The sequence below is a fragment of the Flavobacterium aquicola genome, from assembly GCF_003385115.1.
GTDB classification, from domain to species: Bacteria; Bacteroidota; Bacteroidia; order Flavobacteriales; family Flavobacteriaceae; genus Flavobacterium; species Flavobacterium aquicola.
The window spans coordinates 43,277-68,481 of record NZ_QUNI01000007.1 but is presented as its reverse complement, the minus strand read 5'-3'; the positions used below and the strand labels follow the sequence as shown (position 1 = coordinate 68,481).

The window sequence follows — 25,205 nt, the reverse complement described above, 5'->3', positions numbered from 1 at the left end:
ATGTAAAAATAAACAAAGTCCTGAACAAAAAATACATCGTGAAATAAAAAATCCAAACTCGAGATTCAAGTTTGGATTTATATATTTAAGAAAAAATCAATTATGTGATTAAGGTTCTCGAAATCACGATACGCTGAATTTCGGAAGTTCCTTCATAAATCTGGGTAATTTTAGCATCGCGCATCATACGTTCTACGTGATATTCGGCCACATAACCGTTTCCGCCGTGAATCTGTACAGCTTCAATAGTCGTATCCATAGCAGTTTGGGAAGCAAATAATTTGGCCATTGCTCCTGACTGTGAAATGTCCATTCCTGCATCTTTTTGAGAAGCGGCATGAAAACATAGCAATCTGGCAGCAGAAATCTGTGTTGCCATATCTGCCAATTTGAAAGCTATCGCCTGATGCTTGAAAATTTCTTTGCCGAAAGATTTACGCTCCTGCGAATATTTTAAAGCCAGTTCGTATGCGCCGGTTGCAATTCCTAAAGCCTGCGAAGCAATACCAATACGCCCGCCGTTTAAAACTGCCATAGCAAAGTTAAATCCAAAACCATCGGCACCAATTCTGTTTTCCTTTGGCACTTTTACATCATTAAACAATAACGAATGCGTGTCGGAACCACGGATACCCATTTTCTTTTCTTTTGGACCAATATCAAACCCAGCCCATCCTTTTTCGACAATAAAAGCATTGATTCCTTTATGTCCTTTTTCAACATCTGTTTGTGCAATCACAATATAAGTGGAAGCTGTCCCGCCGTTAGTAATCCAATTTTTGGTTCCATTCAGCAAATAATAATCTCCTTTATCGATTGCTGTTGTTTTTTGCGAAGTTGCATCAGATCCAGCTTCAGGTTCAGACAGACAGAATGCTCCAATTACCTCTCCTTTGGCAAGCGGAACAAGATATTTCATTTTTTGTTCTTCGTTACAATATTTTTCTAATCCTGCACAAACCAAAGAATTATTCACAGACATAATAACGGCAGTGGAAGCGTCAATCTTGGCAATTTCTGTCATGGCCAAAACATAGGAAATACTGTCCAGTCCGGAACCTCCGTATTTTGGATCAACCATCATTCCTAAAAACCCAAGTTCGGCCATTTTTTTGACCTGCTCAGTGGGAAATTTGGAGTGTTCGTCTCGTTCGATTACTCCTTCCAACAATTCAGTTTGGGCAAAATCCCGCGCTGCCTGTTGTATCATTAATTGTTCTTCGGTTAGATTAAAATCCATAATAATATAAAATAAAGTGTGGTTTTTGTTAAAAAAATATCGCCAAAGATAATTTTTTAATTATGAAATTTTCATTTTTGAATCGTAAATTTGGCCTATGAAAAAAGATTACTATAACGTTATCGGAGTTATGTCAGGAACTTCGCTTGATGGGGTCGATTTGGCTCATATTCAATTCCATATAAAAAATAAAAAATGGACATTTGAAATTTTAGAATGTGAAACCATTTCTTACGATTCAGATTGGATCAGCATCTTAAAAACGGCTGTAGATTACACCGAAAATCAGCTGGACGAACTAAATAAAAACTATACAAAACTGCTCGCTTCAATCATTACAAATTTTATCAGCAGACACACTCTTGAAAATCTAGATGCCGTTTGTTCTCATGGACATACTATTTTACATCAGCCACAAAACGGTTTTACGCTTCAGATTGGAAATTTACCTGAAATTGCAAAATTAACGCAGCAAAATATAGTCTGCGATTTTAGAGTGCAGGATGTTCTATTGGGAGGGCAAGGAGCACCTTTAGTTCCTATTGGTGACCGAATCTTATTTCATGAATACGATTACTGCATGAATTTAGGAGGATTTTCGAATGTGTCTTTTGAAAAAAACAACAGCCGAATTGCATTTGATATTTCTGCTGTCAATACGGTACTTAACTTTTATGCCAATCAATTGGGGCTGGATTATGATGATAAAGGTAAAATTTCCAGGACCGGTCAATGCAATTCTGATTTACTGAATGAATTAAATTCACTAGATTTTTACAAAACGCCGCCACCAAAATCATTAGGTTTTGAATTCGTAAAGGAAATTATTCTTCCAATGATTGAACGTTATTCTATTTCTGTTGAAGATAAACTGCATACATTTACGAAGCACGTCTCTATTCAAATAGCATTGGCTTTAAATAGTTTTGAAACTCAAAAGAATCAAAAAAGTATGCTGATTACTGGCGGCGGTGCTTATAATGACTTCCTGATTGAAAGAATCCAGTTTCATCTTCCCGAAATGCAAATAATTATACCTTCGGCAAAAATTTTAGAATTTAAAGAAGCTTTAATTTTTGGATTATTAGGTGTCTTGAAAATGAGAGAAGAAGTAAATGCGCTTCAAAGCGTCACCGGTGCTTTTCATGATCATAGTTCCGGGGTAATTTACAGCCGTTAAATAATAGTGGTTTGTTTGTTTTTTTTATTTTTTTTAGAATCATTTTCGATTTAGATCTTTTTCTTGCAAAAAGCAAAAAAACAATATATTTTCCTACTTTGCATGTAAGTCTTTATTTACTAAGCACTTGTGTTTTTATAATAAATAGCTAACTACAACGTTATATTATGCTGATTTAACAAAATAAAGCCGTGTTAAGGCATCATTTATAATAATTTAGCATTAATTTTGCGCGAAAATAAATATTTCTATGATTGCTAAAAAAATAGTACTAGGATTAACTCTTATTATTTCTGCCTTATTTTCATCAGAAGCTATCGCGCAAAAGCAAATTGTGTTTGAAGGAGTAACTATCCCAAGAACTATGAAATTTGAAAATAAAACGCTGCAGCTGAATGGTGCTGGATCGAGATCAAAAATGTGGGTAGAAGTTTATATTCAGGCATTATATTTAAGCCAATTATCTCAAAACCCTAAAGAGATTATTAATGACAATGTAGAAATGTCAATCCGAATTGAAATTACATCTGCTTTAGTATCATCAGGTAAATTAACTCGGGCGATAAATGCAGGATTTGAAAAATCTGCTGGTGATACATTCGAATCTTTTAAACCAAGAATGGAATTACTTAAAGGTTTCTTAGCCGATGAAATTACCAAAGGAGATGTTTACGAACTAACATATTCTCCAGCAGACACTTCTATTTGGATTATAAAAAATGGCGAACTTAAAGGAAAAATACCCGGATTTGATTTCAAAAAAGTGTTTTTCGGAATTTGGCTTGGTGACAAACCAGTTGATGAAGATTTAAAAAATAATTTATTAGGCATATTTTAAATATTTTTTCCAAAAACACAGATTAAATACCACATTTACGAATGAGCATAAACTGAAGTTGGTTGCCAATACCAATTAAATTATGCTCATTTTATTAAATAAAATTATTAATTCAGAGTATCCCCAAACACGAAAGTGCTTTACTATTTAAAAAAAGGAGAGCACTTTTTTTATGCCTAAAATTCAAAAAAAATACACAACTACACCTTTTTAGCAAACCTTTTATATATTTGCCAAAAATAAATATATCACACCTAATGAAAGATTTGTTAAAAAAATTCGAAGATAAAGCTCCTGAAATCATTTTTAACTGGAAAGATTCCGAAACCGAAGCCGAAGGCTGGACAGTAATAAACTCCCTTCGCGGAGGTGCTGCAGGCGGAGGAACCCGCATGAGAAAAGGACTTGACATGAATGAGGTTTTGTCATTGGCAAAAACTATGGAAGTCAAATTTTCGGTTTCTGGGCCAGCAATTGGCGGCGCAAAATCTGGAATAAATTTTGACCCAAATGATCCTCGCAAAAAAGGTGTTTTACAGCGCTGGTACAAAGCGGTTTCTCCTTTGTTGAAAAGCTACTACGGTACAGGCGGTGATTTGAATGTAGATGAAATTCACGAAGTAATTCCTATGACCGAAGAATGTGGCGTGTGGCATCCGCAGGAAGGTGTTTTTAATGGTCACTTCAAACCGACCGAAGCAGATAAAATCAACAGAATTGGGCAATTGCGTCAAGGTGTTATCAAAGTAATCGAAAACCCGAAATTCTCTCCAGACGTTACTAGAAAATACACAGTAGCCGATATGATTACCGGTTATGGCGTTGCCGAAGCAGTTCGTCATTTCTACGACATCTACGGAGGTTCAGTAAAAGGGAAAAAAGCCATTGTACAGGGTTTTGGAAATGTTGGATCTGCGGCAGCTTTTTATCTAGCCGAAATGGGAGCCAAAATCATCGGAATTATTGACAGGGACGGAGGATTGATTAATGAAGAAGGTTTTACTTTTGAAGAAATAAAAGCATTATTCCTTTCCAAAGACGGAAATAAATTAGTCGCAGAAAACATGATTCCTTTTGAAGAAATCAATCAAAAAATCTGGACAATAGGTGCCGAAATATTTACTCCATGTGCCGCTTCAAGATTAGTAGCACAAAATCAAATAGACAGTTTAATTGCCAATGGACTGGAAGTAATTTCCTGTGGAGCAAATGTTCCTTTTGCAGATGCGGCCATTTTCTTTGGCCCGATAATGGAGGATGTTGATCATAAGGTAAGCTTAATCCCTGATTTTATTTCCAATTGTGGTATGGCGAGAGTTTTTGCCTATTTCATGGAAAAGAAAGTACAAATGACAGATGAAGCTATTTTTCACGATGCTTCCGAAATTATCAAAAATGCCATTGAAAAAACACATGCTTTAAATCCTTCCAAAACAAACATCAGTGCAACAGCTTTTGAAATTGCATTGAAACAATTAGTATAACACATTTATACCATAAACTAAGCGGATCAAATGGATTTTGAAAATCTAATTTGATCCGCTTTTTTAATAGTGCATTGCGGTTTAACACTTAGCCCGTTTTTTATTCTTGACAATTTTTACTAATTTTCAGCGTTTTTACAAGTACACTTTTTAATTCAAATTCCACAATGAGTTCTATACTTTCAAGCGATCAAAAGAAATCATTAGTCCTATCCATACTTATTTATGCATCACTATTGGTGCTGTTATTTTTCATCCGATTTTGGCCTCCTTCCAATCTCGAAGAACTTATCGGAAGCGGTGGCGGGGGTGGCGGCGTTACCATAAATTTTGGTGACAGCGATTTGGGATCAGGCAGGGACACAAAAAGTGAGGCTTTGAATGTTCAAAATGAAGCCAAACAAACTCCTGCAAAAAGCACGCCTCAGGAATCCATTTTATCACAGGAAAATACCACCGAAGAAAGTGTCGTAATTCCGCAGAAAGAAAAACCAAAGAAACCCGAACCGGTTGTCAAAGAAACTCCGAAGCCCGAAGCCGTGAAACCAAAAGTATCCAATTCTACGAATGATGCCTTGTCCAGCATACTAAAAGGTTCTAAAAAGGGTGGTGACGGCGACGATAATACTGCCGGCAACAAAGGGAAATCCAACGGAAGTTTAACCGCAACCGGCTACTATGGCACAGGCGGTACTGGCGGAGGAACTGGCGGCGGTAACGGAACAGGAAACGGCATTGGCAATGGCAGCGGTTACGGTGCAGGAAGCGGCGGAGGTTCTGGTGGCGGCACAGGAGGCGGATCCGGCTACTTGCTTGGAAACCGTAAAGCGCTCTCTAAACCAGCTCCAAAATATACCTGCAACGAATCCGGAAAGGTGGTTGTGGAAATTTCTGTTAATCAAAACGGAAAAACCATAAGTGCAACACCAGGAGTAAAAGGAACAACTAATACGGCAAGCTGTCTTTTAGACCAAGCCCGAATAGCTGCTATGAATACCAAATGGGAATCAGACAGCAATGCTCCAGTAAAACAAGTTGGGAAAATTATTTATAACTTCAGTCTGAATTAATCTAATAATTAGGAGCAGGGCTTTTGTAAATTAGATCAACAGCTGTCCCGCTGTCCTTCCTATCTTTTTAAAAACACCCCTTTCAAAGTTCTGGATTTTGAAAGGGGTGTTTTTAAAAAGGATATTCCCTCCCATCGGGGCTAGTTTACAAGTTTAGTTTTTTAAAAGATGAGCTATACTATGAAAACTTTCTTCCCAGTCTGTGCCGCTTTATAAATAGCATTAATAATTTTTATATCCTTTAATCCTTCTTCTCCAGTAATATGATTGGGCAGTTTTTTATTTTCCAATAGTACTTTGCAGATTTCATCCAATTGTGTTTTCTGCTGGTTTATTACCGGAAATTTCAATTCCTTCTCAGATGTTTTACCTACAAAGGGACCATAACTCAAAGCAGGGCTCAGTTCAAAACTTCCTTCATCTGCCGATGCATAAAACCTGTCTATATTGTAGCCACATGAAGTATTACAATTTGCTACAGCACCGCTAGGAAATTCCATCTGCCAGGAAATGCTTTCCTCAGTTTCCGAAAACCTGTCTTTATTATTCACTGTACCAAATTGCGCCGTAACAGCAATTGGCTCTTCACCTAAAACGTAACGGCTTGCCTGAATGCAGTAAATCCCTAAATCCATTAAAGGTCCTCCGCCTAATTTCTTATTCAGCCTCCATTCGCTCTTGTTATTCTTGTCAACGATTGTTTTTTTGTCGAGAATGTCATACGTTTGATAACCAAGTGATGCTTCTATAAACCGTACCTGACCAAAGATTTTTTCCTGTCCCAGCCTTTTAATTTCCAAATGCGTTGGCTCATAATGCAGACGATAACCAATCGCCAATTGAACATTATTATCATTGCAGACTTTTATCATTTCTTCACAATCAGCAGCTGAAATTGCCATTGGCTTTTCTGTAATTACATTCTTGCCAGCTTTTGCAGAACGGATTACAAATTCTTTATGCAGACCGCTTGGTAAAACCACATAAACTAAATCTATATCTTTATTATTGGCGATTTCATCGAAGTTCTGATAGTTATAAATGTTCTTTTCGGGAATATTATACTGCTTCTTCCATTTTACCGCTTTTTCAGGTGTTCCGGTTACGATTCCTGCTAAATTGCAATATTCGGAAACTTCAATTCCTGCCGCTAACATACCGGCATAATTTCCTAAACCGCAAAGCGCTATATTTAACTTCTTCCCAGTATATAGTTTCTCAATTTTTTCTGATTGAGTTATGTAGGAAGGAAGCGTTGTCATAACAGCAGCTGCTCCGACACCCAAACCAAATTTATTAACAAAAGACCGTCTTGAAATGTTTTTCATAAAATATACTTTTAAGTTCATTCTTGAATTTATTAGTATACTCTTTTATAAAATGTTACGCTTTTCTTTTTTTAGATATTAATTATGGTGAGGCTATACAGAGCGGATCTGCTTAAAGATCCTAACAGGTCTTGGAGACCTGTTAGGTATAAATCTTCATAATTAAATATACCTAACAGGTTAAAAGAAACCTGTTAGGACAAGCAAATATCTCGTTTTGCAGCATCCCGCGTGAGGGATAGAACAAGGCGCCAAAGCGCTCGTAATAGCCCGACAGCATAAAGAAAAGGAGCCGAATCACCGTTGCGATGATTTGGCTCCTTTTCTTTATGGTGGCACGCCCAAATGATTATTAAAATTTTAATCCTCCTAAAGCAGGAGGCTATTCACAAAATTTATTTGGGGCTGGTGGCGATTACAAATTTCAGGTTGTTCTTCACTCCAATCTGCAATACATCAACCAAATCCTGAACTTGTAGATTGAACGGAATTCGCACAACTACGGTTTGGTCTTTTTGGGTATCTATTTTGGACATTAACGTAGTTTCCAGTTCTTCGAAAGCAACGGGCTGTTTATCAATGTAAAACTTCTTGTCCTCGGTAACCGACAAACTGATGAACTGCTTGTTGGTTTTTTCGTTGGCTTTGGCCTTTGGCAGTGTCATTTTTATAACGTTTGGATTTGCCAAAGTCGAGATAATCAGGAAAAACAGCAGTAAAAAAAACATAATGTCACTCAAGGACGAAGTGGCGACCTCAGCATGAAATCTTCTTTTTCTTTTGATGGACATAGTTTATGCTTTTTGGATGATGTTTACGAATTCCAGTATTTGTTTTTGCACTTTCAGTGCGTAACTGTCAATTTTTCCATTCAGTAAGTGGTAAGCACTGTAGGCAATAATTCCAACTATAAGTCCGGAACCACTGCTGATCATTTTTTCATATAAACCTCCAGAGATATTACCGATACTAATATTTTCGGTCACCGAAATGCTGTAGAAAATCTTGATTACTCCAGAAATTGTTCCGATGAATCCGAGCGTTGGCGCGATACCGGCAATCAATCCCAATTGTCCAAGATGCTGTTCCATTTCGGCAATTTCGATATCGGCGGCGCGGTCCATATTCGATTCGATTTCGGCAATTGGACGGCCAATTAATGTGATTCCCTCTTTGATAACATTTCCTGAAGCGGTGTTAGAGCGGTCTGTAATGTTAAACGCCAGATCAAATTTTCCCGAAGTCAAGTGATCTTTGACATCGCGCATCATAAGCGGATCTACTTTGGCCTTTTTATTTATGTACAAATAACGTTCTATAATGAGGTAAAAAGTATAAAATAGTAAGATTGCAATAGGTATTAAAAAAAATCCTCCTTTTAGAATGAACCCCAAAACGGAGATTTCGGTATTTGGCGCAATTTTTTCGACAACAGCACTGGAAGCAGTAGCAAGGGTGTCAGCCTGTAATTGTATTAAACTAAACATATTTTATTCTGGGTTTATAATCGTTAATTCTAAAAAATATTTCAATTTTGTAAAAACTATTTTTCACTGTAATATTAAACTAAAAAAAGGGAAAATTATTTCAATTTACAACTATTTTATCAAAAATTAATGAACTATCAAGAAACCACAAACTGGATGTTTAATCAGCTCCCAATGTATCAATTACAGGGAGCATCGGCATATAAAAAAGATTTGACTAATGTTAATCTGCTTGCCAATCATCTTGATAATCCTGAAAAAAAACTAAAATGCATTCATGTTGCAGGCACTAACGGCAAAGGTTCTACTTCGCATATGCTGGCTTCGGTTCTGCAAGAAGCCGGATATAAAGTCGGACTGTATACTTCGCCTCATTTAAAAGATTTTAGAGAACGAATCAAAATTAACGGAACGGAAATCTCCGAAGAATTTGTCTGCGGGTTTGTGGCACAGCATAAAACTTTTTTCGAAGAAAATGATATGAGTTTTTTCGAAATGTCGGTTGGTTTGGCATTTGATTATTTTGTAAAGGAAAATGTAGACATTGCTGTTATTGAAGTGGGTTTGGGCGGAAGGCTGGACGCCACGAATATCATTACGCCTTTGGTTTCAGTAATAACAAACATTGGTATTGACCACGTTCAGTTTTTAGGCAATACATTGGAGCTAATTGCAGCTGAAAAAGCAGGAATTATTAAACCTGAAATTCCTGTTGTTATCGGCGAATATACTCCAGAAACACAGCCTGTCTTTTTGGCGAAAGCCAAAGAAAACAGCTCTGGAATTTATTTCGCATCCGAATTGATTACAGAAATATATCCTTCGGATTTAATAGGTGATTATCAGGAATACAATAAAAAAACAGTTGTACAGACTTTTAGAATTCTAAACGATCAAACGAATTTTAAAGTGAGTTTCGAGCATATAAAATCGGGTTTGCTGCATGTCGTAAAAAATACCGGTTTACTTGGCAGATGGCAGCAATTGGGTGCAAATCCAAAAGTGATCTGCGATACGGCACACAACAAAAATGGTCTTGAAATCGTTTTGAAACAGATTCAAAAGGAGAATTTTGAGAACCTGCACATTGTACTGGGAGTAGTCAATGATAAAGAACTTGATGAAGTACTGCCTTTATTTCCAAAAAATGCGACGTACTACTTTTGCCGACCGAATATTCCGCGTGGTTTAGACGCTGTTCTTTTACAAGAGAAAGCCTCTTCTTTTTCATTACAAGGAAACACCTATAACTCTGTAACAGACGCTTACAAAGAAGCGAAGGGGAATTCTGCAAAAAATGACTTCATTTATATTGGCGGAAGCACCTTTGTAGTCGCCGAATTACCGTTAAATATCGGTAACTAACTCCTTTTTAAAATTTCTTTAAAATAAACTAATACTTCATAATTACTTGATTAACAATTAACTAACTTTATAAGTGTTTTTTATTAATTAATCATTTAATCGTTAGTTTATTATGAGAAAGAGAAACTTTTTTTCGTTGCGGATGTTAATTTTAACATTCCTGTTCTGCATAACTATTTATGCACAAGATCCCCCCAAACCTGTTTTTATTACAATGACTACCCTACACAGAAATTACAATACCGACAGCAAGGATTGGAAGGCAACGGAACAAGAGTACTTTGACAAGGTAACAAGCAAAAATGACTTAATAATCGGCTCGGAAATCCTTACTCATTATTACACCGAAAACAGTTCGGAAGTTATTTTGGTGAGTGTTTTCAAAACTTGGGAAGACATCGAAAAAGCACAAACCGTCTCAGACGAACTTGCCAAAAAAGCCTGGCCGGATGAAAAAGCACGAGCCGCTTTTTTTGACAAACAAAACAGCTATTACATGCCGATGCACTCTGATGAAATCTATAATTCTATCGAAACGATTGGGATGAAAGAATTCAAAGCCACTACAAAAGAACCCATGATTGTTTACATCCGAAAATCACAAATGTCAATGAGCGGTAAAGGAAAGGGCATGAAAGAATACAATGAGAAAGTCACATTGAAAGATCCTTTCATTAAAGCTTATTATCCATTTCGCCATGCATGGGGAGCTGACAGCAGAGATTTTATGGAAGCCTACTTCTATGATTCCTTTGCTGATATAGAAAAATCAGGCCTTAAACAAGATGAACTGATTAAAGCCGCCTGGCCTAATGAAGCCGATAGCAAAGCTTTTTTTGACCAATTAAAACTTGTATTCACAGGTATTCACGGAGATTTCATCTATCACAACCTGCCCGGAGTTTCTAAATAAAAAAATAAACAGCACAAATTGCATATCATAAATGCAATTTGTGCTGTTTGTTTATTTTATAAATTGTAATGCCTTTTATCATTAAATTAGAAAAGAGTTAGTCTTGAGCCGCACGTTTTTTAGCTTCTTTTTCTTTATCCTTAAAATAACCTCTTAACAAAAAATTACTTTGAGCAGCTTTCAGATCCTCATCTAATTTTTCAGAACTAGTTTCTAAATTCTGAATTGTTCTTTTCAAGCTCGCTCCTGATTGTTCATCATGTAACAAAACTCCAATTGCTGAATTGGGATTAGCGCTAGCTTCCTTAAGATTAGTCATAAATTCATTGGCTGTTTTGGAAGTTTTTTGCAATTCTAAAACAGATTTTTTAATAGAATTAAAAACAATTGTATCGGTAACCAATTCATTACCCAGAGTTCCTTTTTTATTTAATTTGGATGTATACTCATTAAGAGAAGCAATAAGTTTTTCGGATTTTACAGAGGCTTTGTTGAGAGAAACGGCAATTGAATTAATATTATCGTACATAGCATCGTCGTTTATCAATTTCCCAATTGTTCCTTCCTTCGTTGTCAGCTTATGACTGATCTTTTTAAAATCAGAAGTTATAGCAAGAAGATTTTCATTGTTTTTCTCCAATTTAAGCATAATGTTTTCTGTAGAAAACGTATTGCCTGCAACTAAAGTATCCCCATCTTGTACTGCTGGAGAATTTGCAGTTCCACCATAAACGATAACTACTTTATTGCCAATAAGTCCGTCTGTACCTATTTTAGTTTTAGCATTTTTAAGGATAAATTGCTGTGCGTTTTCTTCAACATCTAAAACTACGACAACATTCCTCGTGGGATTGATTCTGATGTTCTTTACTTTCCCAACTTTCACACCAGAAAGCCAAACATTTGCTCCCGTCTGCAATCCATTTACTTCATCAAAAACAGTAACTAACTGCATTTTACTTTTGAAAGTTTCATGAAGATTACCTACCATAAGAATAGCTCCCAGCAGAAATATTAATCCGACGAAAATAAATAGACCAACTAATATATTGTGTTTACGTGTTGATTCGTCCATAATTTAAAGTGTAAAATTATATGAATAAAATTGTTTTATCTGTTCTTCCTCTGTTTCAAAGACTTCTTCAAATGTTCCCGTTTTCAAAAATTTTCCATCAAGCAGCATGGCGATGCGTTCACAAGTGGTCTTGGCACAAGTAAGGTCATGTGTAATAACGATGGAACTGGTTTTATACTTTTGCTGCATCTCTACAATTAATGCATTTATTTCAATACATGTTACTGGATCCAAACCCGCTGTGGGTTCATCGTACAGCATTATTTCTGGTTTTAAAATCAGCGTTCTTGCAATACCCAATCTTTTTCGCTGTCCGCCCGAAAGCTCTTCGGTTCGCCGTCCAATTTTATCCAATAAACCAACGGCATCCAGCGCTTCTTCTACAGCATCATCCACCTGCTTCTTCGTAAGATTCTTTACATTCATTGTCAAAGGAAAAGACAGATTGCCATATACACTCTTACTATCATATAAAGCACTATTTTGAAATGAAAAACCGATACGCAGCCGCAATGCATTTAATTCTTTTCGGTTTAATTTATCCAGCTGTTGACCCAAGATTGTTATATTGCCTCTATCTGGTTTTAATAATCCTACCAAAAGCTTTATCAAGACCGATTTTCCAGTTCCCGACTTGCCTAATACGGCCAAGTTTTCACCTTTTTTCAGCATTAAGTCAACGCCCTTTAAAACATCGAGTTCATCAAAAGATTTATACAATCCTTCAATTTTTATAACTGGATCTTGGCTATTGCCATATTGAATTTTATCTGTTTCCATGCTTAAAAATATCTAATCCAATTAACAATCTGAACAATGATTAACTCTTCGAGGAAAATAAGAAACATAGACAATATTACCGCCTGATTTGTTGCTTTCCCGACGCCACTTGTACCATTTGATGCAAAAAAACCTTTATAGCAGCTAATAATTCCAATAGTAAACCCGAAGACTATAGATTTTGTCATCGATGAAAAAAGGTCCAAAAAAGAAATATTCGAAAAAGCATTTGTATAAAATACTTGCAGGCTTGTCGCCTCTTCAGTTGAAACATTATAATAAGAACCCAGCAATCCTACACAACTGCAATAAAACGAAAGGACGGGAATAGAAATACTAGTAGCCCAAACCCTTGTAACAACAAGATATTTAAAGGGATCGATAGCTGATACTTCCATCGCATCGATTTGCTCCGTTACTTTCATGGATCCTAATTCGGCACTAATGCTTGACCCCACTTTACCTGCACAAATCAGCGATGTAACTAATGGTCCAAGCGCTCGCGCAATAGCGATTCCCATTAATGATGGCAGCCACGATACTGCTCCAAAATTTTCTAAAGAAGGCCGGGACTGTTTGGTAAAAACGATACCAATTATAAAACCGGTCATTGTGATTAGAGGAAGTGATCGTAACCCAATCTCAAAACACTGATTAATAATTTCTCGTAAATGAAAAGGAGAAGTAAAAGCTTCTTTAAAAAAACGAAGTGCAAATTGATATCCTTTGTAAATACCTTCAAAATAAGAATCGATTTTTTTTGAAAACAAATATTTTCTAGCTCCTACTCTATTCATGGTTTTTATTTTTTTTTATGTAATTGGGTAAGATTGAAATATTATTTTCCAACGGTAAAAAACATTTACAACTAAAAGATTTACAACTCATAAATTTATGAAAATCATCATTTACTATATTATGTTTTAGCAGTTTACTTTTATAAGATTTCTACTTGAAATCTGTGGCTCCAAAAAATTACTTCAAAAAAGACCGCTTAAATATAGTAACGGAAAGATCGTTTTTTTTAAATTGAAAAACACCTCAGCGTAATTTTGATAATCGAAGTTTTATAATTTATTAACAAAGGATGCATAGTATTAGCATAGTTTTGAAAAAAAAAAAAAACAATTTAACCACAACATGCAAAAATTTTACTTTTTAATGCTATTTCTTAGCATGAACGCTTTTTCTATGCCTTTTTCCGAAAGTTTTATACTCACCAACGACGGCTCAAAGATTAACATAAAAACAAATTTTTTCCGAATTGATAATGCCGAAAAAATAGTTTTTTATAAACTGCCCAACTCAGATGCTGAAAGCAGAATTAAATTTAAAGACTTTGATTACATTCACATAGGATCTTCTAAATTTAAAACCTATAAATTAAATAATTCTAAAGAAATAGTCGGCTATTTTGTGTTATCAGAAACAACTTCAAAAACACTTATTTTCACAACTAAAACCGATGAAGATGAGGAAAGCACTAAAGTGAACTATGCTTTTTATATATTGGATTCAAACAATAATATCATAGACAGTCTTCAATTTGACAATATTAAAAGCTTAAAATCCAGCAATATCCGTGGAGATATTTATTCTAAAATACAATTTTATTTTAGTGACTGCGATATGCTGATGAAGAGAATTGATTCCTATGATAACTTATCGGCAAAGGACCAGAATCTGGGGATTTTAGATTTTTTTAATTCACCTGTTTATACAGAATGTCATAAATAATAAAGCTCCCGAATGAGGGAGCTCTGTTATTTTATAGTAAACAGCAATAATCTAAAATTGCTTTTTTCTAATTTTATTCGGTATCCTGAGTTTCTTCGATATCCTGACCCTGTTTACCAACTTTGACTTTTGGATTACTGTTGGTTCCGGTAACAGTCAGCGGAATTCCAAAAATTCCAAAAGGAGGCAGACCTAATCTCATTTTGATATTCAATCGCCCATCAAGGCTGGAAGTTCCTTCTATTCTTGGCCTAAAACCAGCAAACTTAAATTTGAAACGGTCAATAGTAATAATATTATTTTTTACAGTAGTTTTAATATCGACTTTAGAAAGTTCCGGGTTTTTAACTTCCTCGTGATCAGTTTTTTTACTCACTGCGTTAAACATTTTCATTCCTTTTACCTTTACATCTTTAATAGACAGAACACCGCCTCCTATTAGTGACGGATAAACCGGCATCATCTGCTGATTCAGCCTTCCTTTTATTTTGTAATCCAGCGATACAATTCCTTCTGCATTTTCGGCTGCGCTGGCCATTTCTTTGAACATTTTCACTTCATTGTAAGCTCTTTTTATATTAAAATCATTAGCTTTAATTTCATATTCAAAAATAGCTTTTTGTGGTGTGATACCCTGATAGGCTGCATTCATAGCGACGTTACATCCTATTAAATTGAATCCCGTGTTTTGCATCACTATTTTACCGTTTTTCATTTTCACCGATCCTTTTCCGTCCTGCAGTATCAATCCCTGATAATTGATTTTGTGAGCTGTAGCGTAAAACTGCAAATCTAGGTTAGACGGAATCAGAATTACGCCCGTTTCTTGCGGGGCAGGTTTTGGTATGCTGTTTGAATCTGCATCCGTAGGAGATACAGACGATGAAGCGGTGCTGGACATAAACTCATCTACATTAATGAATTTTGAATTTAAGGTAAACGCCCCTCTTAAAGTTCCATTTTTAGAAGACATAAAATTGAATACATTCTGCAGATAGCCATTCATTTTAAAATCTGATTCACCATAGGAAGCCAAAAATGTACTAAAAGACATTTTGTCCTGATTGAATCTAAAAATTCCCTCTTTAATCAGCAATGATTTTGGCAGATACTCTGTTGCAACTTTTATATTTCGAAGTTCCAGAATTCCCTTATTTTGTAATTTACTATAATCTCCGTTTTGGGCATAACTTTGAATTCCTTTCAGCTCTAAATCAGCTTTAATAGAACCATCCACATCCAATCCTTTTTGCGAAAACACTTTGTAGATCTTACTGATATTTAAAATCCCTTTGGCTTTAATATCATAATTTAAATCATCAAAGTTTTTCAAATCAGCTTCAACTCGAAATGGTTCTCCTTCAAAAGTAAATGCAGCAGGTTTCAAAATTACCGACAGCCCGTCGAAGGTTCCTTTTTGATTGTTTATATTGGTAACTACATTAATATCAGTTATTGGATTTGGATAATACTGGGTTTTAACAAATCCGTTTTTTAAATTTAAGGTACCGTCTGCATTTGGAAAAAGTTTGTTTTTTTGATCAAATTTTCCTTTAGCTTTTAAATCACCAGCCAGCATTCCTTTTAATTCTATATCAGGAATTCCAAGAGCACGATTTAATTTCTCTAAATCTATTTGTGAATTCAAGGCCATATCAATATCAGGAGTGGTCATACCGCTCATTTTCAATTTGGTCTTAAGATAATTTTTATCCACATTTAAAGATAGATTTCTGGCATCTAACATTAAAAGTTCAGGATTTAAATTAGGCACTTTGGAAGAAATATCAATATCTAAATTAGAAACAGGAAATGCACTTTTTTTATAATTTACAAAACCATTTTTAACTTTAAAATCCAAATTTAAATCTGGCCCAATGTTTTGTGAAGCAATATATTTTCCTTTTAGAGAAAACAATAAATCTACATTTCCTTTTAATTCAGTGTCTTTTAACCATGTAATATACTTTGGCGGAAACGCAGTAAAAAGATCATAGAGATTACTTTTATTCGATTTTAAAAGAAAATCAATATTATAGCCATCTTTTAAGAAATCGAATTTCCCTTTGAAATCAACTATAAATTTATTTATCGACAAGTCGTTTTCTTCAAAAACAAAAGACAGTGAATTGGTATTTATTTTGGTAATCAAATCCCCGTCTATTTTTTTGTTCATCAGATAGGGCTCATTTGCATAAATGACATTCAGCTTTTCAATTTTCAATTTCGAATGCAGCTCAAATATTGCCTGACTCAAATCTCCGTTACCCAAATAATTAAATCCTGAAGCATCTACATGGACATTAGTCGATTGATCATCATAAATAAGTGTGCTGTTATTAATCTCTATTTCTTCCAGTTTTAATCCAGTCTCGGATTCTTCCTCTTTCTTCGCCGTTTCTTTTTCGGCTGCATAAACATTATAATTAGCCTCTCCTTTTTTATTGACTTTTATATTTACCAATGCATTGGAAAGGAAGATTTGATCAATTTTTATGCTTTCGCCAAAAACCAGACTGCTTAAGTTAATTCCAAAAGCAATTCCATCTGCACTAACTAGCTTTTCATTTTGAAAAGGAGCAGATCCATTAAGATTAAACTTTGTCAAAGTTAAAGTCAGCGAAGGAAAGTGTGTAAAAAAAGAAACATGGGCATCTGAATAATTCAGCTCTCCGTTTAACTTTTCATTGGCAGTTTTTTTGACCTGTTCTTTTATTTTATCTGAAAAAATTAGAGGCGTAATAAACATCAGAGCTAATAAAACGACTAGAGTAATTCCAGTATATTTTAAAATTTTAACTCCGATAGTTTTATAATTGGCTGCTGACATATATTTGGTGTACTGTATTTAAAAAAATGAAAAAATATTGGCTGTTTCAAACGAATATCAACCGTGAACGGTTTCGCTTTTACCGTAATTGGTAATTATAGAAGTTTCAAACTCGATCCACTCCTGCCAGCGTTTATCCACATCAAAATTATCAGTATATTTTCGGGCAAATCCAAGGAAAGTTGTATAATGTCCCGCTTCCGAAATCATAAGATCCCTATAAAATTTTGCCAATTCCTGGTCTTTGATATTTTCAGATAAAACTTTGAATCGTTCACAGCTTCTGGCTTCAATCATTGCCGAGAACAGCAGTCGGTCTACTAAAGCATCTTTTCGGCTTCCGTCTTTTTTCATGAATTTAAAAAGTTCATTTACATAATGATCTTTGCGTTCTCTGCCTAAAGTCAAACCTCTGCTTTTTATTAAATTATGCACCAATTGTAGATGGTCTAATTCTTCTTTGGCAATAACCAGCAGCTCTGTCACTAATTCCTCCAGCTCTGAATTATAGGTAATCAAACTTATTGCATTTGACGCTGCTTTTTGCTCACACCAAGCGTGATCTGTCAATATTTCTTCGATATTAGACTCTACTATATTTACCCATCTCGGGTCTGTAACTAACTTTAATCCAAGCATAATACACCTTTTTACATTCTGCAAAATTAGTGTTTTCCCGTGTATTTTCCATTTAAAATGCTATTTTAACCAACCAAATTGTATTATTTTGCACTATTATCTCTTATCATGACGCCACAATCTCAAACACTTTTAATCATTGGCTTTGTATGGCCTGAACCCAATTCTTCTGCCGCCGGCGGACGAATGCTGCAATTAATCAACGAATTTCAACAGCAGGGTTTCAGCATTACATTTGCCAGTCCAGCCATGGACAGTGACTTTATGGTTGATTTAGCTACACTAAATGTGGATAAAAAATCAATTTCTTTGAACTGTTCGAGTTTTGATATTTTTGTAAAAGAACTGAATCCATCGGCCGTTTTATTTGACCGATTTATGATTGAAGAACAATTTGGCTGGCGAGTGGCAGAAAATTGCCCCAACGCGATACGAATTTTAGACACCGAAGATTTACACTGTCTGCGGCAGGCAAGACAGAAAGCATTTAAAGCTAATACAGAATTTACAATTTCGGATACTTTAAAAGAAGATGTAGCCAAAAGAGAAATTGCCAGTATTTTGAGATGTGATTTATCATTAATTATTTCTGAATTTGAAATAGAAGTATTGAAAACCACTTTTAAAATAGATGAAAAACTTCTGTATTATCTGCCTTTTTTATTAGAAACAATTTCAAAAGAAACATTTGAAAACCTTCCTCCTTTTGAAAAAAGAAACGGTTTTATTTTTATAGGTAATTTTCTTCATGAACCCAATTGGAATGCTGTTCAGTATTTAAAAGAAACAATTTGGCCCTTACTTCGAAAACAATTACCCGAAGCTGAACTTCATATTTATGGAGCATATCCTTCGCAAAAAGTAATGCAGTTACACCAGCCTAAAGAAGGTTTCCATATTAAAGGCCGCGCTGATGATGCTAATGAAGTTGTGCAAAACGCTCGAATTGTTTTGGCTCCATTACGCTTTGGAGCCGGCATAAAAGGAAAACTGATTGAAGCAATGCAATGCGGTACACCAAGTATTACCACCACTATTGGTGCCGAATCGATGCAGGGAAATCTTCCTTGGAACGGATTTGTAACTGATGATGTAAACGAGTTTACAAATTCTGCGGTACAATTGTACCAAGACAAAAAACTTTGGACAGCCGCCCAGCAAAATGGAATAGCAATTATCAATCAGCGCTATTCGAAAAAACGCTTTGAAAATGAATTTGCTAACCAAATAGAATTTTTACAATCTAATTTAGCCCAGCATCGTTTGGACAATTTCTTAGGCTCTTTGCTGCAGCATCATACTTTAAGCAGTACCAAATACATGTCCCGCTGGATCGAAGAGAAAAACAAGAGACTTTAAAATTCTATGTTATGTTTTATTATTTTTTAGAATAAAAAAGGATGGTTCAGATATTTTACATTTATTTTAAACGACTGTATTTACTCAGCTTTTCATAGTAAGACATTACCAAAAAAAATCATACATTTGTAATCTATAGAGCTTGCCACCAGCTTACTATAGAACCCCATAACAAATCAGTTTTTACCTACGATGACTTCCAATAATAAACTTTCAAATGCTATTGCCTTATTTTCAACAGGCTTACTTGCGGGCACTTTTTTCTATGTAAAATTTAATGTATTACCAACTTTTTGGGAAGTACCACCCTTTGTTCATCTCCGTTTTAGATCTACTCTAATGAAACATAATGACGTTGTTTTCCAGTCATTAATGATAATTTCGATTATAAGCTGTATATGGTTTACATGGAGAATAAGATCACTAAAACATATTTGTGTTTTTACTGGTTTTGCAGCAATGCTAGCAATAACAGCCTATTTAATCACTTCTTTTGGGACTTTACCAATCAATGCGCAGCTTAGAACTTGGACGCAAACCTCACCTCCAAAAAACTGGGTTAAGATTCTTAAACTTTGGGATTTTTACCACACTTGCAGGACAGTTGCAGCCATAGCAAGTTTTATAATGATGTTAATTGCAACTTTTTTCAAAAAACAATTATATAAGAAACAGTTCAATCGCAATAATTAATCATAGTATTTGATTTTTTACTGCATTTTTTTATTTTTTAAAATACTAAATACCAGCAAACTGATTTTTTTTTCAAAATAAAAAGAAAAAAACTTTCAAAAAATTTTGCATAAGCGAAAAACCTGCCTATATTTGCACTCGCAATCACGAAATGATAGCAACCTAGTAAAATAGGGCGATTAGCTCAGCTGGTTCAGAGCACCTCGTTTACACCGAGGGGGTCGGGGGTTCGAACCCCTCATCGCCCACCAAGAAACTCCTTAAGAAATTAAGGAGTTTTTTTTTGCAGTAAACTGAAACATTTGTTCCTCAAGAATTTTTATTGATCGACTAAGCAAATTATAAAAGTAGTTTTGCCATCATCGCTTTTTCTGTATGCAAGATAACCTCCGTGAGATTCTGCAATATTTTTGGATAAAGTAAGTCCAATTCCGGCACCTTCTTTTCGTGTGGTAAAAAACGGAAGAAATATTTTATTTTCAATTTCTTTTTCAATTCCATTTCCATTATCTGAAATTTGAATGAAGATTCTTTTTTCTTTGATTTCTGCCGAAATAGTAATTTCTTTTTTTGAAATTTCTTTCAAAGCAAAAATACAATTTGTAAAAAGATTAATTAAAACTTGCTCTATCTGTTGCGTGTCTATTTGCAGCCAATGATTGAAAGAAATTGTATTTATAACTTCAATTTGTTCTTTTTTAAATAATGGCGACATGATCTGGAAACTGTTTCCGAGCAATTGTTGCAGGCTCACTCTTTCCTTTTTTGGAGAAGGCAGCATCGCCAGTTTTCGATAACTCTCGACAAACTGCTGTAAATGGTCACTTCGTCTTAGCATCGTTGCAGCACTGCTTTTCATATCGTCCAAATCTTCTGCCGAAATAGTTTCCTGCTGTACCAACTCCTGCAGATTCTGTGAAAGCGACCGAATTGGAGTTATCGAATTCAATAGTTCATGCGAAATCACTTTCATCAGATTAATCCATGCTTCTTTCTCTTTTTTCTCAATTACATTTTGAATTGAATCCAGTAAAACAATAAAATAATCCTGATTGTAAATTTCGCTTCTCGAAGTCTGCATTACAAATGTCTGCGTATCCTGCTGATTAATGCGTATGTCTAACGATGTCTTTATTTCCTGAAAATTCTGCTCTTCAATAATTTCGCATAGCGAAGGCAGATGACTTTTCAAATATTTCCATTTGGAAACTTTTGGGACATCAAAATGTTTGGAAAAATAATTATTCATTAAAAAAATGTTCCAATCCGCTTCCTCTTTTTTCAGAATAATAATTCCCGTTTCGATGTTGTTTAGAATAGAACGATAGACAATTTCTTTTGAAACCTGCTCATTTTGTTTGCCTTTTAATGTTTCATACAGCTTAAATAAATTGGGATAGTTTTGATACGATTTATGCTTAGAGAAATCGGAAGTGAAATCATTCTGAAGAATTGAAGTTATAGTTCTGTCATAAATTAAAAAGGCATTTTTGATATAAAAATACATTTCAGCAATGAGCAGAAAAATTATAATCAGACAAAATACAGCAGTAAAAAACAATCCTTTTTGGAAAAAGAAAATTAAAATCCCTGCACCTAAAAGAATAATAATCAATCGAAGGAAAAGAAGCTGATATATTTTTAGCGATTTATGCATACTAATTTGTGCTGATATTATATTTCTCTAAACGGCGGTACAATGAAGCTCTTGACAATCCTAATTCTTCGGCAGTTTTACTGATATTATTATTGTTTCTAAAAAGGATTTTTTCGATTGCAGTTTTTTCAACAGCCGAAAGCTGCATGTCATCTTGATTATCCTCGTAAGCCGTTATTTGTTCCAAATCCAAATCGGAAACGGTAATATGATTGTTCTCACAAAGAATTACAGCACGTTCAATTCGGTTTTCCATTTCCCGAATATTCCCGTTCCAAGCGTGTTTTGCAATTTGTCCCAATGCTTTTTCGTCAAAAGTGATTTCGTCACGCCCATATTTATCAGTCATTTTTTGTAGAAGATATTCTGCCAAAGGAATTTTATCTTCAATTCGCTCCCGTAACGGAGGCAGTACAATTTCCATAGTATTGATACGATAGTACAAATCTTCTCTAAAGTTTTTATCAGCAACTTCCTGTTTCAAATTCAGGTTGGTCGCAGTAATAATGCGGACATTCAGCGGTCTCGCTTTTGATTCTCCCAATCGGGTTACCGTTTTGGTCTGGATAACCTGCAGGAGTTTCGACTGTAAATGCAATGGAACATTACCAATTTCGTCCAAAAAAATTGTTCCGTTCTGCGCCATTTCAAAACGTCCGGGCGTATCCGTTTTTGCATCGGTAAAAGCACCTTGAACGTAACCGAATAATTCGCTTTCAAAAATATTCGAATTCAATGAACCCAAATCAACATGAATGAACGGACTGCTTTTTCGCTCCGATTGCTGATGGATATGATGCGACAAAACAAATTTACCAGTTCCGTTCTCGCCAAGAATTAAAACATTAGCATCAGTTCTCGCCACTTTATCTGCAAGTGAATATGCCTTTTTTATAACATCCGAATTACCAACAAAAAAATCATTAGACTCCTCAATAATGACAGGTTTCTTTTGTTCTTTCCGGCTTTTATCAACGCCTTGTTTTACAACGCTGAGTAATTTTTCGTTTTCCCAAGGCTTTAAAATATAATCAAAAGCCCCAGCTTTTAATCCTTCAACAGCTGTTTCCACTTTACCAAAAGCAGTCATCAGAATAACAATAGTTTTTGGTGAAAGCGTTTTTATTTCTTTCAATAAATACAAACCTTCCCTCCCGTCTTCAAATCCTATTCTGTAATTCATATCGAGCAAAACTACATCGATGGTATTTTTTGCTAATAATTCAACCACGTTTTTTGGGTTATTGAGTGTAAAAATGTTTTCAAAATGCTTTTTAAGGAGCATTTTGGAAGCAAAAAGAATGTCTTCCTGATCGTCTATAACTAAAATGGAGGCGTTGGTCTTCTTCATTACTGTTCGGTTTCGTACAAAAGGTGTTCGATAATGAACACTTTAAAAATTCGATTAAAAATAAAGCCTTAAAAATAAAGACATTACAATGTTTTAATTTGTGGCACGATTATCCCCTTAGGTTAATCAAATCATCAGAAATGGACACTATAATTACACGTAAAACTAACAAAAATAAGTATCTTTTAATCGCTTTGCCAATTATCTTAGTCATTGGTTACTTCGTTTTTATTTCGGCAACCAAGAAAAGAAGTCTGAATGTAAAGAAAGAAGAGATTACTATAAAAACTGTAGAGAATGATTTTTTTGAAGACTTCATGTCCTTTCAGGCAAAAGCGGTGCCGCTAAATTCAATGCTGATTAATATTATTGAAGGCGGAGCCGTACAGGAAATATTTGTAGAAAACGGAGACATGGTTACGAAAGGACAATCGCTGGCAAGATTATATAATCCAAATGCTGAATTAGCTTACATGCAGCAGGAAACGGCGATTATTGAACAGATTAATAATCTGAACAAAGCAAAACTTGATTTGAGAAATCAGGAATTGAATTTAGGAAAAGATTTAATCGCCATAGAACACGATTATCTGGATTCTAAAAATTTATTGGATTCTAATAAGAGTCTGTTTGAACAGGAGATTCTCGCTAAAAGCGAATGGGAGAAAACCAAAGAAAATTATCGCTTTCAGAAAGAAAGGATGAGTATCATTAAACAAAGTGTGAGCAAGGAAAAGCAGGCAAACCAGATTCAGATTGGACAGCTCAATCAATCAATTGGAATCATGAATAAAAGTCTGGGCATTTTGAGAGCCAATAAAAAGAATTTTTTAATAACCGCACCAATTTCCGGCAGGCTTTCATCATTTGAACCAATACTCGGGAAAACATATGCTCAGAATACCAGCATTGGTTTTATCGACGATCAAAAAGGTTATAAATTAATGGCAGATATTGATGAATTTTATTTAGATAAAGTTGCCGAAAACCAAAAAGGAACCGTCAGTTTTGACAATAAAAATGTCGATGTTCGAATAACAAAGTTAATTCCCGAAGTTAAAAACGGAAGATTTCAGGTCGAGTTAGATTTCGTTTCAAACGAAAAAATGGATTTAAAACAAGGTTTGAGTTTTGGTGTAAAATTAAATCTTTCAGAAAAAACCAAGACGGTAGTACTTTCGAAAGGAAGTTTTTATGAAGAAACCAATGGAAAATGGATTTTTGTTGTCAACGGAAATAAAGCCGAAAGAAGAGCAATTAAACTTGGAAGAGAAAACCCATTGTATTATGAAGTGCTCAGCGGTTTGAAAGCGGGTGAAAAAGTAATTACCTCATCGTATAAAGATTATAAACAGGCAGAAATTCTGAATTTCGAGTAAAGAGAAAAATAAACAATTATAAAAAATATCATCAATCAAAAAACGAACAATAATTATGATTCAAATTAAAAACCTTTCAAAAGTATTTAGAACCGAGGAAGTAGAAACCAAAGCATTAAGTGAAGTTTCGCTAACCATCAATCAAGGTGATTTTGTATCCATCATGGGATCTTCGGGAAGCGGAAAATCAACTTTACTGAACATAGTCGGGCTTTTAGACAGTGCTTCTGGCGGCAGTTACGAATTACTTAATCAAGAGATGATCGGGCTGAAAGAGAAACAAAAATCAAAAGCAAGAAAAGAAAATATTGGTTTTATTTTTCAGAATTTCAACCTGATCGATGAATTATCAGTTTATGATAACATTGAATTACCACTTATTTACAACAATGTTCCTTCATCAGAAAGAAAACAAAAAGTAGAAACGATAGCCGAAAAACTAAATATCTCGCATCGTTTGAAACATTATCCGCAGCAGCTTTCCGGAGGACAGCAGCAGCGTGTTGCCGTAGCTAGAGCTTTAATAAACGACCCGAAAATTATTCTTGCCGATGAGCCAACAGGAAACCTTGACAGTAAAAACGGAAATGAAGTAATGGAATTATTAACCGATCTGCATGCTAACGGCGCAACAATAATGATGGTTACCCACTCTGATTATGATGCTTCTTTTTCGCAAAGAACGATTAATATGAAAGATGGAGCTGTCATTTCTGAAAAAGTAAATCAAAGAAACGTCGATGTTTTTAAAGTATAAAACATGCTCTTTAAAATTATAATATCAATCATCACCATCTTAC

At 34.9% G+C, this 25,205-nt stretch carries 22 protein-coding genes and 1 tRNA gene; 12 read left to right on the top strand and 11 right to left on the bottom strand.

Annotation, left to right across the window (positions count from 1 at the left end; all coding sequences use genetic code 11):
- Positions 1 to 100: 100 nt before the first annotated feature.
- Positions 101 to 1,240 carry an acyl-CoA dehydrogenase family protein gene (locus C8P67_RS12980; RefSeq protein WP_115813611.1) on the bottom strand — a complete coding sequence of 380 codons (1,140 nt, stop codon included), beginning with the start codon at positions 1,238 to 1,240 and terminating at the stop codon, positions 101 to 103.
- A gap of 97 nt (positions 1,241 to 1,337) precedes the next feature.
- Between C8P67_RS12980 and C8P67_RS12975 the strand changes: the two genes are divergently transcribed.
- The 4 genes from C8P67_RS12975 (at position 1,338) to C8P67_RS12960 (ending at position 5,812) form a co-directional block, all read left to right on the top strand.
- Positions 1,338 to 2,420: an anhydro-N-acetylmuramic acid kinase gene (locus C8P67_RS12975; RefSeq protein WP_115813610.1), complete on the top strand. Its 1,083-nt coding sequence runs from the start codon at positions 1,338 to 1,340 to the stop codon at positions 2,418 to 2,420.
- 250 nt (positions 2,421 to 2,670) lie between these two features.
- Positions 2,671 to 3,258 carry a chalcone isomerase family protein gene (locus C8P67_RS12970; RefSeq protein ID WP_115813609.1) on the top strand — a complete coding sequence of 196 codons (588 nt, stop codon included), beginning with the start codon at positions 2,671 to 2,673 and terminating at the stop codon, positions 3,256 to 3,258.
- A gap of 257 nt (positions 3,259 to 3,515) precedes the next feature.
- Positions 3,516 to 4,742, top strand: a complete 1,227-nt coding sequence (locus C8P67_RS12965; RefSeq protein WP_115813608.1) for a Glu/Leu/Phe/Val dehydrogenase dimerization domain-containing protein — start codon at positions 3,516 to 3,518, stop codon at positions 4,740 to 4,742.
- Positions 4,743 to 4,909: 167 nt separating this feature from the next.
- The gene (locus tag C8P67_RS12960; protein WP_115813607.1) at positions 4,910 to 5,812 is read left to right on the top strand and encodes an energy transducer TonB; all 903 of its coding nucleotides are present in this window, start codon (positions 4,910 to 4,912) and stop codon (positions 5,810 to 5,812) included.
- Between the two features lie 173 nt (positions 5,813 to 5,985).
- Here the strand turns inward: C8P67_RS12960 and C8P67_RS12955 are convergent, their stop codons facing one another.
- From C8P67_RS12955 to C8P67_RS12945, 3 genes are all read right to left on the bottom strand, one after another.
- Complete coding sequence (locus C8P67_RS12955; protein WP_115813786.1) at positions 5,986 to 7,140, bottom strand: Gfo/Idh/MocA family protein; 1,155 nt, start codon at positions 7,138 to 7,140, stop codon at positions 5,986 to 5,988.
- A 395-nt stretch (positions 7,141 to 7,535) separates the two neighbouring features.
- Positions 7,536 to 7,931 (bottom strand): ExbD/TolR family protein, encoded by a 396-nt coding sequence (locus C8P67_RS12950; RefSeq protein ID WP_115813606.1) that lies wholly within the window; start codon positions 7,929 to 7,931, stop codon positions 7,536 to 7,538.
- Positions 7,932 to 7,934: 3 nt separating this feature from the next.
- Positions 7,935 to 8,627: a MotA/TolQ/ExbB proton channel family protein gene (locus tag C8P67_RS12945; RefSeq protein WP_115813605.1), complete on the bottom strand. Its 693-nt coding sequence runs from the start codon at positions 8,625 to 8,627 to the stop codon at positions 7,935 to 7,937.
- Between the two features lie 129 nt (positions 8,628 to 8,756).
- Between C8P67_RS12945 and C8P67_RS12940 the strand changes: the two genes are divergently transcribed.
- Both C8P67_RS12940 and C8P67_RS12935 read left to right on the top strand, forming a co-directional pair.
- Entirely contained in the window at positions 8,757 to 9,992 is a 1,236-nt protein-coding gene (locus tag C8P67_RS12940) for a bifunctional folylpolyglutamate synthase/dihydrofolate synthase (RefSeq protein WP_115813604.1), read from the top strand.
- Positions 9,993 to 10,206: 214 nt separating this feature from the next.
- Entirely contained in the window at positions 10,207 to 10,905 is a 699-nt protein-coding gene (locus C8P67_RS12935; RefSeq protein ID WP_147298235.1) for a hypothetical protein, read from the top strand.
- Positions 10,906 to 11,002: 97 nt separating this feature from the next.
- Here C8P67_RS12935 and C8P67_RS12930 read toward each other — a convergent pair whose 3' ends face one another.
- The 3 genes from C8P67_RS12930 to C8P67_RS12920 are packed head-to-tail and all read right to left on the bottom strand — an operon-like array spanning position 11,003 to position 13,557.
- A complete protein-coding gene (locus tag C8P67_RS12930) occupies positions 11,003 to 11,980 on the bottom strand; it encodes an MlaD family protein (RefSeq protein ID WP_115813602.1) in 978 nt (325 codons plus the stop codon).
- Between the two features lie 3 nt (positions 11,981 to 11,983).
- Positions 11,984 to 12,760: an ABC transporter ATP-binding protein gene (locus tag C8P67_RS12925; RefSeq protein WP_115813601.1), complete on the bottom strand. Its 777-nt coding sequence runs from the start codon at positions 12,758 to 12,760 to the stop codon at positions 11,984 to 11,986.
- A gap of 2 nt (positions 12,761 to 12,762) precedes the next feature.
- A complete protein-coding gene (locus C8P67_RS12920; protein ID WP_115813600.1) occupies positions 12,763 to 13,557 on the bottom strand; it encodes an MlaE family ABC transporter permease in 795 nt (264 codons plus the stop codon).
- Positions 13,558 to 13,921: 364 nt separating this feature from the next.
- Here C8P67_RS12920 and C8P67_RS12915 point away from each other — a divergent pair, with 364 nt between their 5' ends.
- Entirely contained in the window at positions 13,922 to 14,497 is a 576-nt protein-coding gene (locus tag C8P67_RS12915; protein ID WP_147298234.1) for a hypothetical protein, read from the top strand.
- A gap of 73 nt (positions 14,498 to 14,570) precedes the next feature.
- Here the strand turns inward: C8P67_RS12915 and C8P67_RS12910 are convergent, their stop codons facing one another.
- Positions 14,571 to 17,327: an AsmA family protein gene (locus tag C8P67_RS12910; RefSeq protein ID WP_115813598.1), complete on the bottom strand. Its 2,757-nt coding sequence runs from the start codon at positions 17,325 to 17,327 to the stop codon at positions 14,571 to 14,573.
- Positions 17,328 to 17,384: 57 nt separating this feature from the next.
- On the bottom strand, positions 17,385 to 17,966 hold the full coding sequence (gene miaE, locus C8P67_RS12905) for a tRNA-(ms[2]io[6]A)-hydroxylase (protein WP_115813597.1): 582 nt from the start codon (positions 17,964 to 17,966) through the stop codon (positions 17,385 to 17,387).
- 108 nt (positions 17,967 to 18,074) lie between these two features.
- Here miaE and C8P67_RS12900 point away from each other — a divergent pair, with 108 nt between their 5' ends.
- From C8P67_RS12900 to C8P67_RS12890, 3 genes are all read left to right on the top strand, one after another.
- Positions 18,075 to 19,325 carry a glycosyltransferase gene (locus C8P67_RS12900; protein ID WP_115813596.1) on the top strand — a complete coding sequence of 417 codons (1,251 nt, stop codon included), beginning with the start codon at positions 18,075 to 18,077 and terminating at the stop codon, positions 19,323 to 19,325.
- Between the two features lie 339 nt (positions 19,326 to 19,664).
- Entirely contained in the window at positions 19,665 to 20,018 is a 354-nt protein-coding gene (locus tag C8P67_RS12895) for a DUF1772 domain-containing protein (RefSeq protein WP_317125452.1), read from the top strand.
- A 173-nt stretch (positions 20,019 to 20,191) separates the two neighbouring features.
- Positions 20,192 to 20,269, top strand: a tRNA-Val gene (locus C8P67_RS12890).
- Positions 20,270 to 20,337: 68 nt separating this feature from the next.
- Here the strand turns inward: C8P67_RS12890 and C8P67_RS12885 are convergent.
- Entirely contained in the window at positions 20,338 to 21,675 is a 1,338-nt protein-coding gene (locus C8P67_RS12885; protein ID WP_115813594.1) for a sensor histidine kinase, read from the bottom strand.
- A gap of 1 nt (position 21,676) precedes the next feature.
- Positions 21,677 to 23,026 carry a sigma-54-dependent transcriptional regulator gene (locus C8P67_RS12880; RefSeq protein ID WP_115813593.1) on the bottom strand — a complete coding sequence of 450 codons (1,350 nt, stop codon included), beginning with the start codon at positions 23,024 to 23,026 and terminating at the stop codon, positions 21,677 to 21,679.
- 140 nt (positions 23,027 to 23,166) lie between these two features.
- Between C8P67_RS12880 and C8P67_RS12875 the strand changes: the two genes are divergently transcribed.
- Positions 23,167 to 24,405, top strand: a complete 1,239-nt coding sequence (locus C8P67_RS12875; RefSeq protein WP_115813592.1) for an efflux RND transporter periplasmic adaptor subunit — start codon at positions 23,167 to 23,169, stop codon at positions 24,403 to 24,405.
- A 55-nt stretch (positions 24,406 to 24,460) separates the two neighbouring features.
- Positions 24,461 to 25,162 carry an ABC transporter ATP-binding protein gene (locus C8P67_RS12870; protein WP_115813591.1) on the top strand — a complete coding sequence of 234 codons (702 nt, stop codon included), beginning with the start codon at positions 24,461 to 24,463 and terminating at the stop codon, positions 25,160 to 25,162.
- The last annotated feature ends 43 nt before the right edge of the window (positions 25,163 to 25,205 follow it).

Bases quoted from the DNA above. Each gene is read 5' to 3' on its own strand.
- C8P67_RS12980 (WP_115813611.1), bottom strand. From the start codon at position 1,240: ATGGATTTTAATCTAACCGAAGAACAATTAATGATACAACAGGCAGCG.
- C8P67_RS12975 (WP_115813610.1), top strand. From the start codon at position 1,338: ATGAAAAAAGATTACTATAACGTTATCGGAGTTATGTCAGGAACTTCG.
- C8P67_RS12970 (WP_115813609.1), top strand. From the start codon at position 2,671: ATGATTGCTAAAAAAATAGTACTAGGATTAACTCTTATTATTTCTGCC.
- C8P67_RS12965 (WP_115813608.1), top strand. From the start codon at position 3,516: ATGAAAGATTTGTTAAAAAAATTCGAAGATAAAGCTCCTGAAATCATT.
- C8P67_RS12960 (WP_115813607.1), top strand. From the start codon at position 4,910: ATGAGTTCTATACTTTCAAGCGATCAAAAGAAATCATTAGTCCTATCC.
- C8P67_RS12955 (WP_115813786.1), bottom strand. From the start codon at position 7,140: ATGAAAAACATTTCAAGACGGTCTTTTGTTAATAAATTTGGTTTGGGT.
- C8P67_RS12950 (WP_115813606.1), bottom strand. From the start codon at position 7,931: ATGTCCATCAAAAGAAAAAGAAGATTTCATGCTGAGGTCGCCACTTCG.
- C8P67_RS12945 (WP_115813605.1), bottom strand. From the start codon at position 8,627: ATGTTTAGTTTAATACAATTACAGGCTGACACCCTTGCTACTGCTTCC.
- C8P67_RS12940 (WP_115813604.1), top strand. From the start codon at position 8,757: ATGAACTATCAAGAAACCACAAACTGGATGTTTAATCAGCTCCCAATG.
- C8P67_RS12935 (WP_147298235.1), top strand. From the start codon at position 10,207: ATGACTACCCTACACAGAAATTACAATACCGACAGCAAGGATTGGAAG.
- C8P67_RS12930 (WP_115813602.1), bottom strand. From the start codon at position 11,980: ATGGACGAATCAACACGTAAACACAATATATTAGTTGGTCTATTTATT.
- C8P67_RS12925 (WP_115813601.1), bottom strand. From the start codon at position 12,760: ATGGAAACAGATAAAATTCAATATGGCAATAGCCAAGATCCAGTTATA.
- C8P67_RS12920 (WP_115813600.1), bottom strand. From the start codon at position 13,557: ATGAATAGAGTAGGAGCTAGAAAATATTTGTTTTCAAAAAAAATCGAT.
- C8P67_RS12915 (WP_147298234.1), top strand. From the start codon at position 13,922: ATGCTATTTCTTAGCATGAACGCTTTTTCTATGCCTTTTTCCGAAAGT.
- C8P67_RS12910 (WP_115813598.1), bottom strand. From the start codon at position 17,327: ATGTCAGCAGCCAATTATAAAACTATCGGAGTTAAAATTTTAAAATAT.
- miaE (WP_115813597.1), bottom strand. From the start codon at position 17,966: ATGCTTGGATTAAAGTTAGTTACAGACCCGAGATGGGTAAATATAGTA.
- C8P67_RS12900 (WP_115813596.1), top strand. From the start codon at position 18,075: ATGACGCCACAATCTCAAACACTTTTAATCATTGGCTTTGTATGGCCT.
- C8P67_RS12895 (WP_317125452.1), top strand. From the start codon at position 19,665: ATGAAACATAATGACGTTGTTTTCCAGTCATTAATGATAATTTCGATT.
- C8P67_RS12885 (WP_115813594.1), bottom strand. From the start codon at position 21,675: ATGCATAAATCGCTAAAAATATATCAGCTTCTTTTCCTTCGATTGATT.
- C8P67_RS12880 (WP_115813593.1), bottom strand. From the start codon at position 23,026: ATGAAGAAGACCAACGCCTCCATTTTAGTTATAGACGATCAGGAAGAC.
- C8P67_RS12875 (WP_115813592.1), top strand. From the start codon at position 23,167: ATGGACACTATAATTACACGTAAAACTAACAAAAATAAGTATCTTTTA.
- C8P67_RS12870 (WP_115813591.1), top strand. From the start codon at position 24,461: ATGATTCAAATTAAAAACCTTTCAAAAGTATTTAGAACCGAGGAAGTA.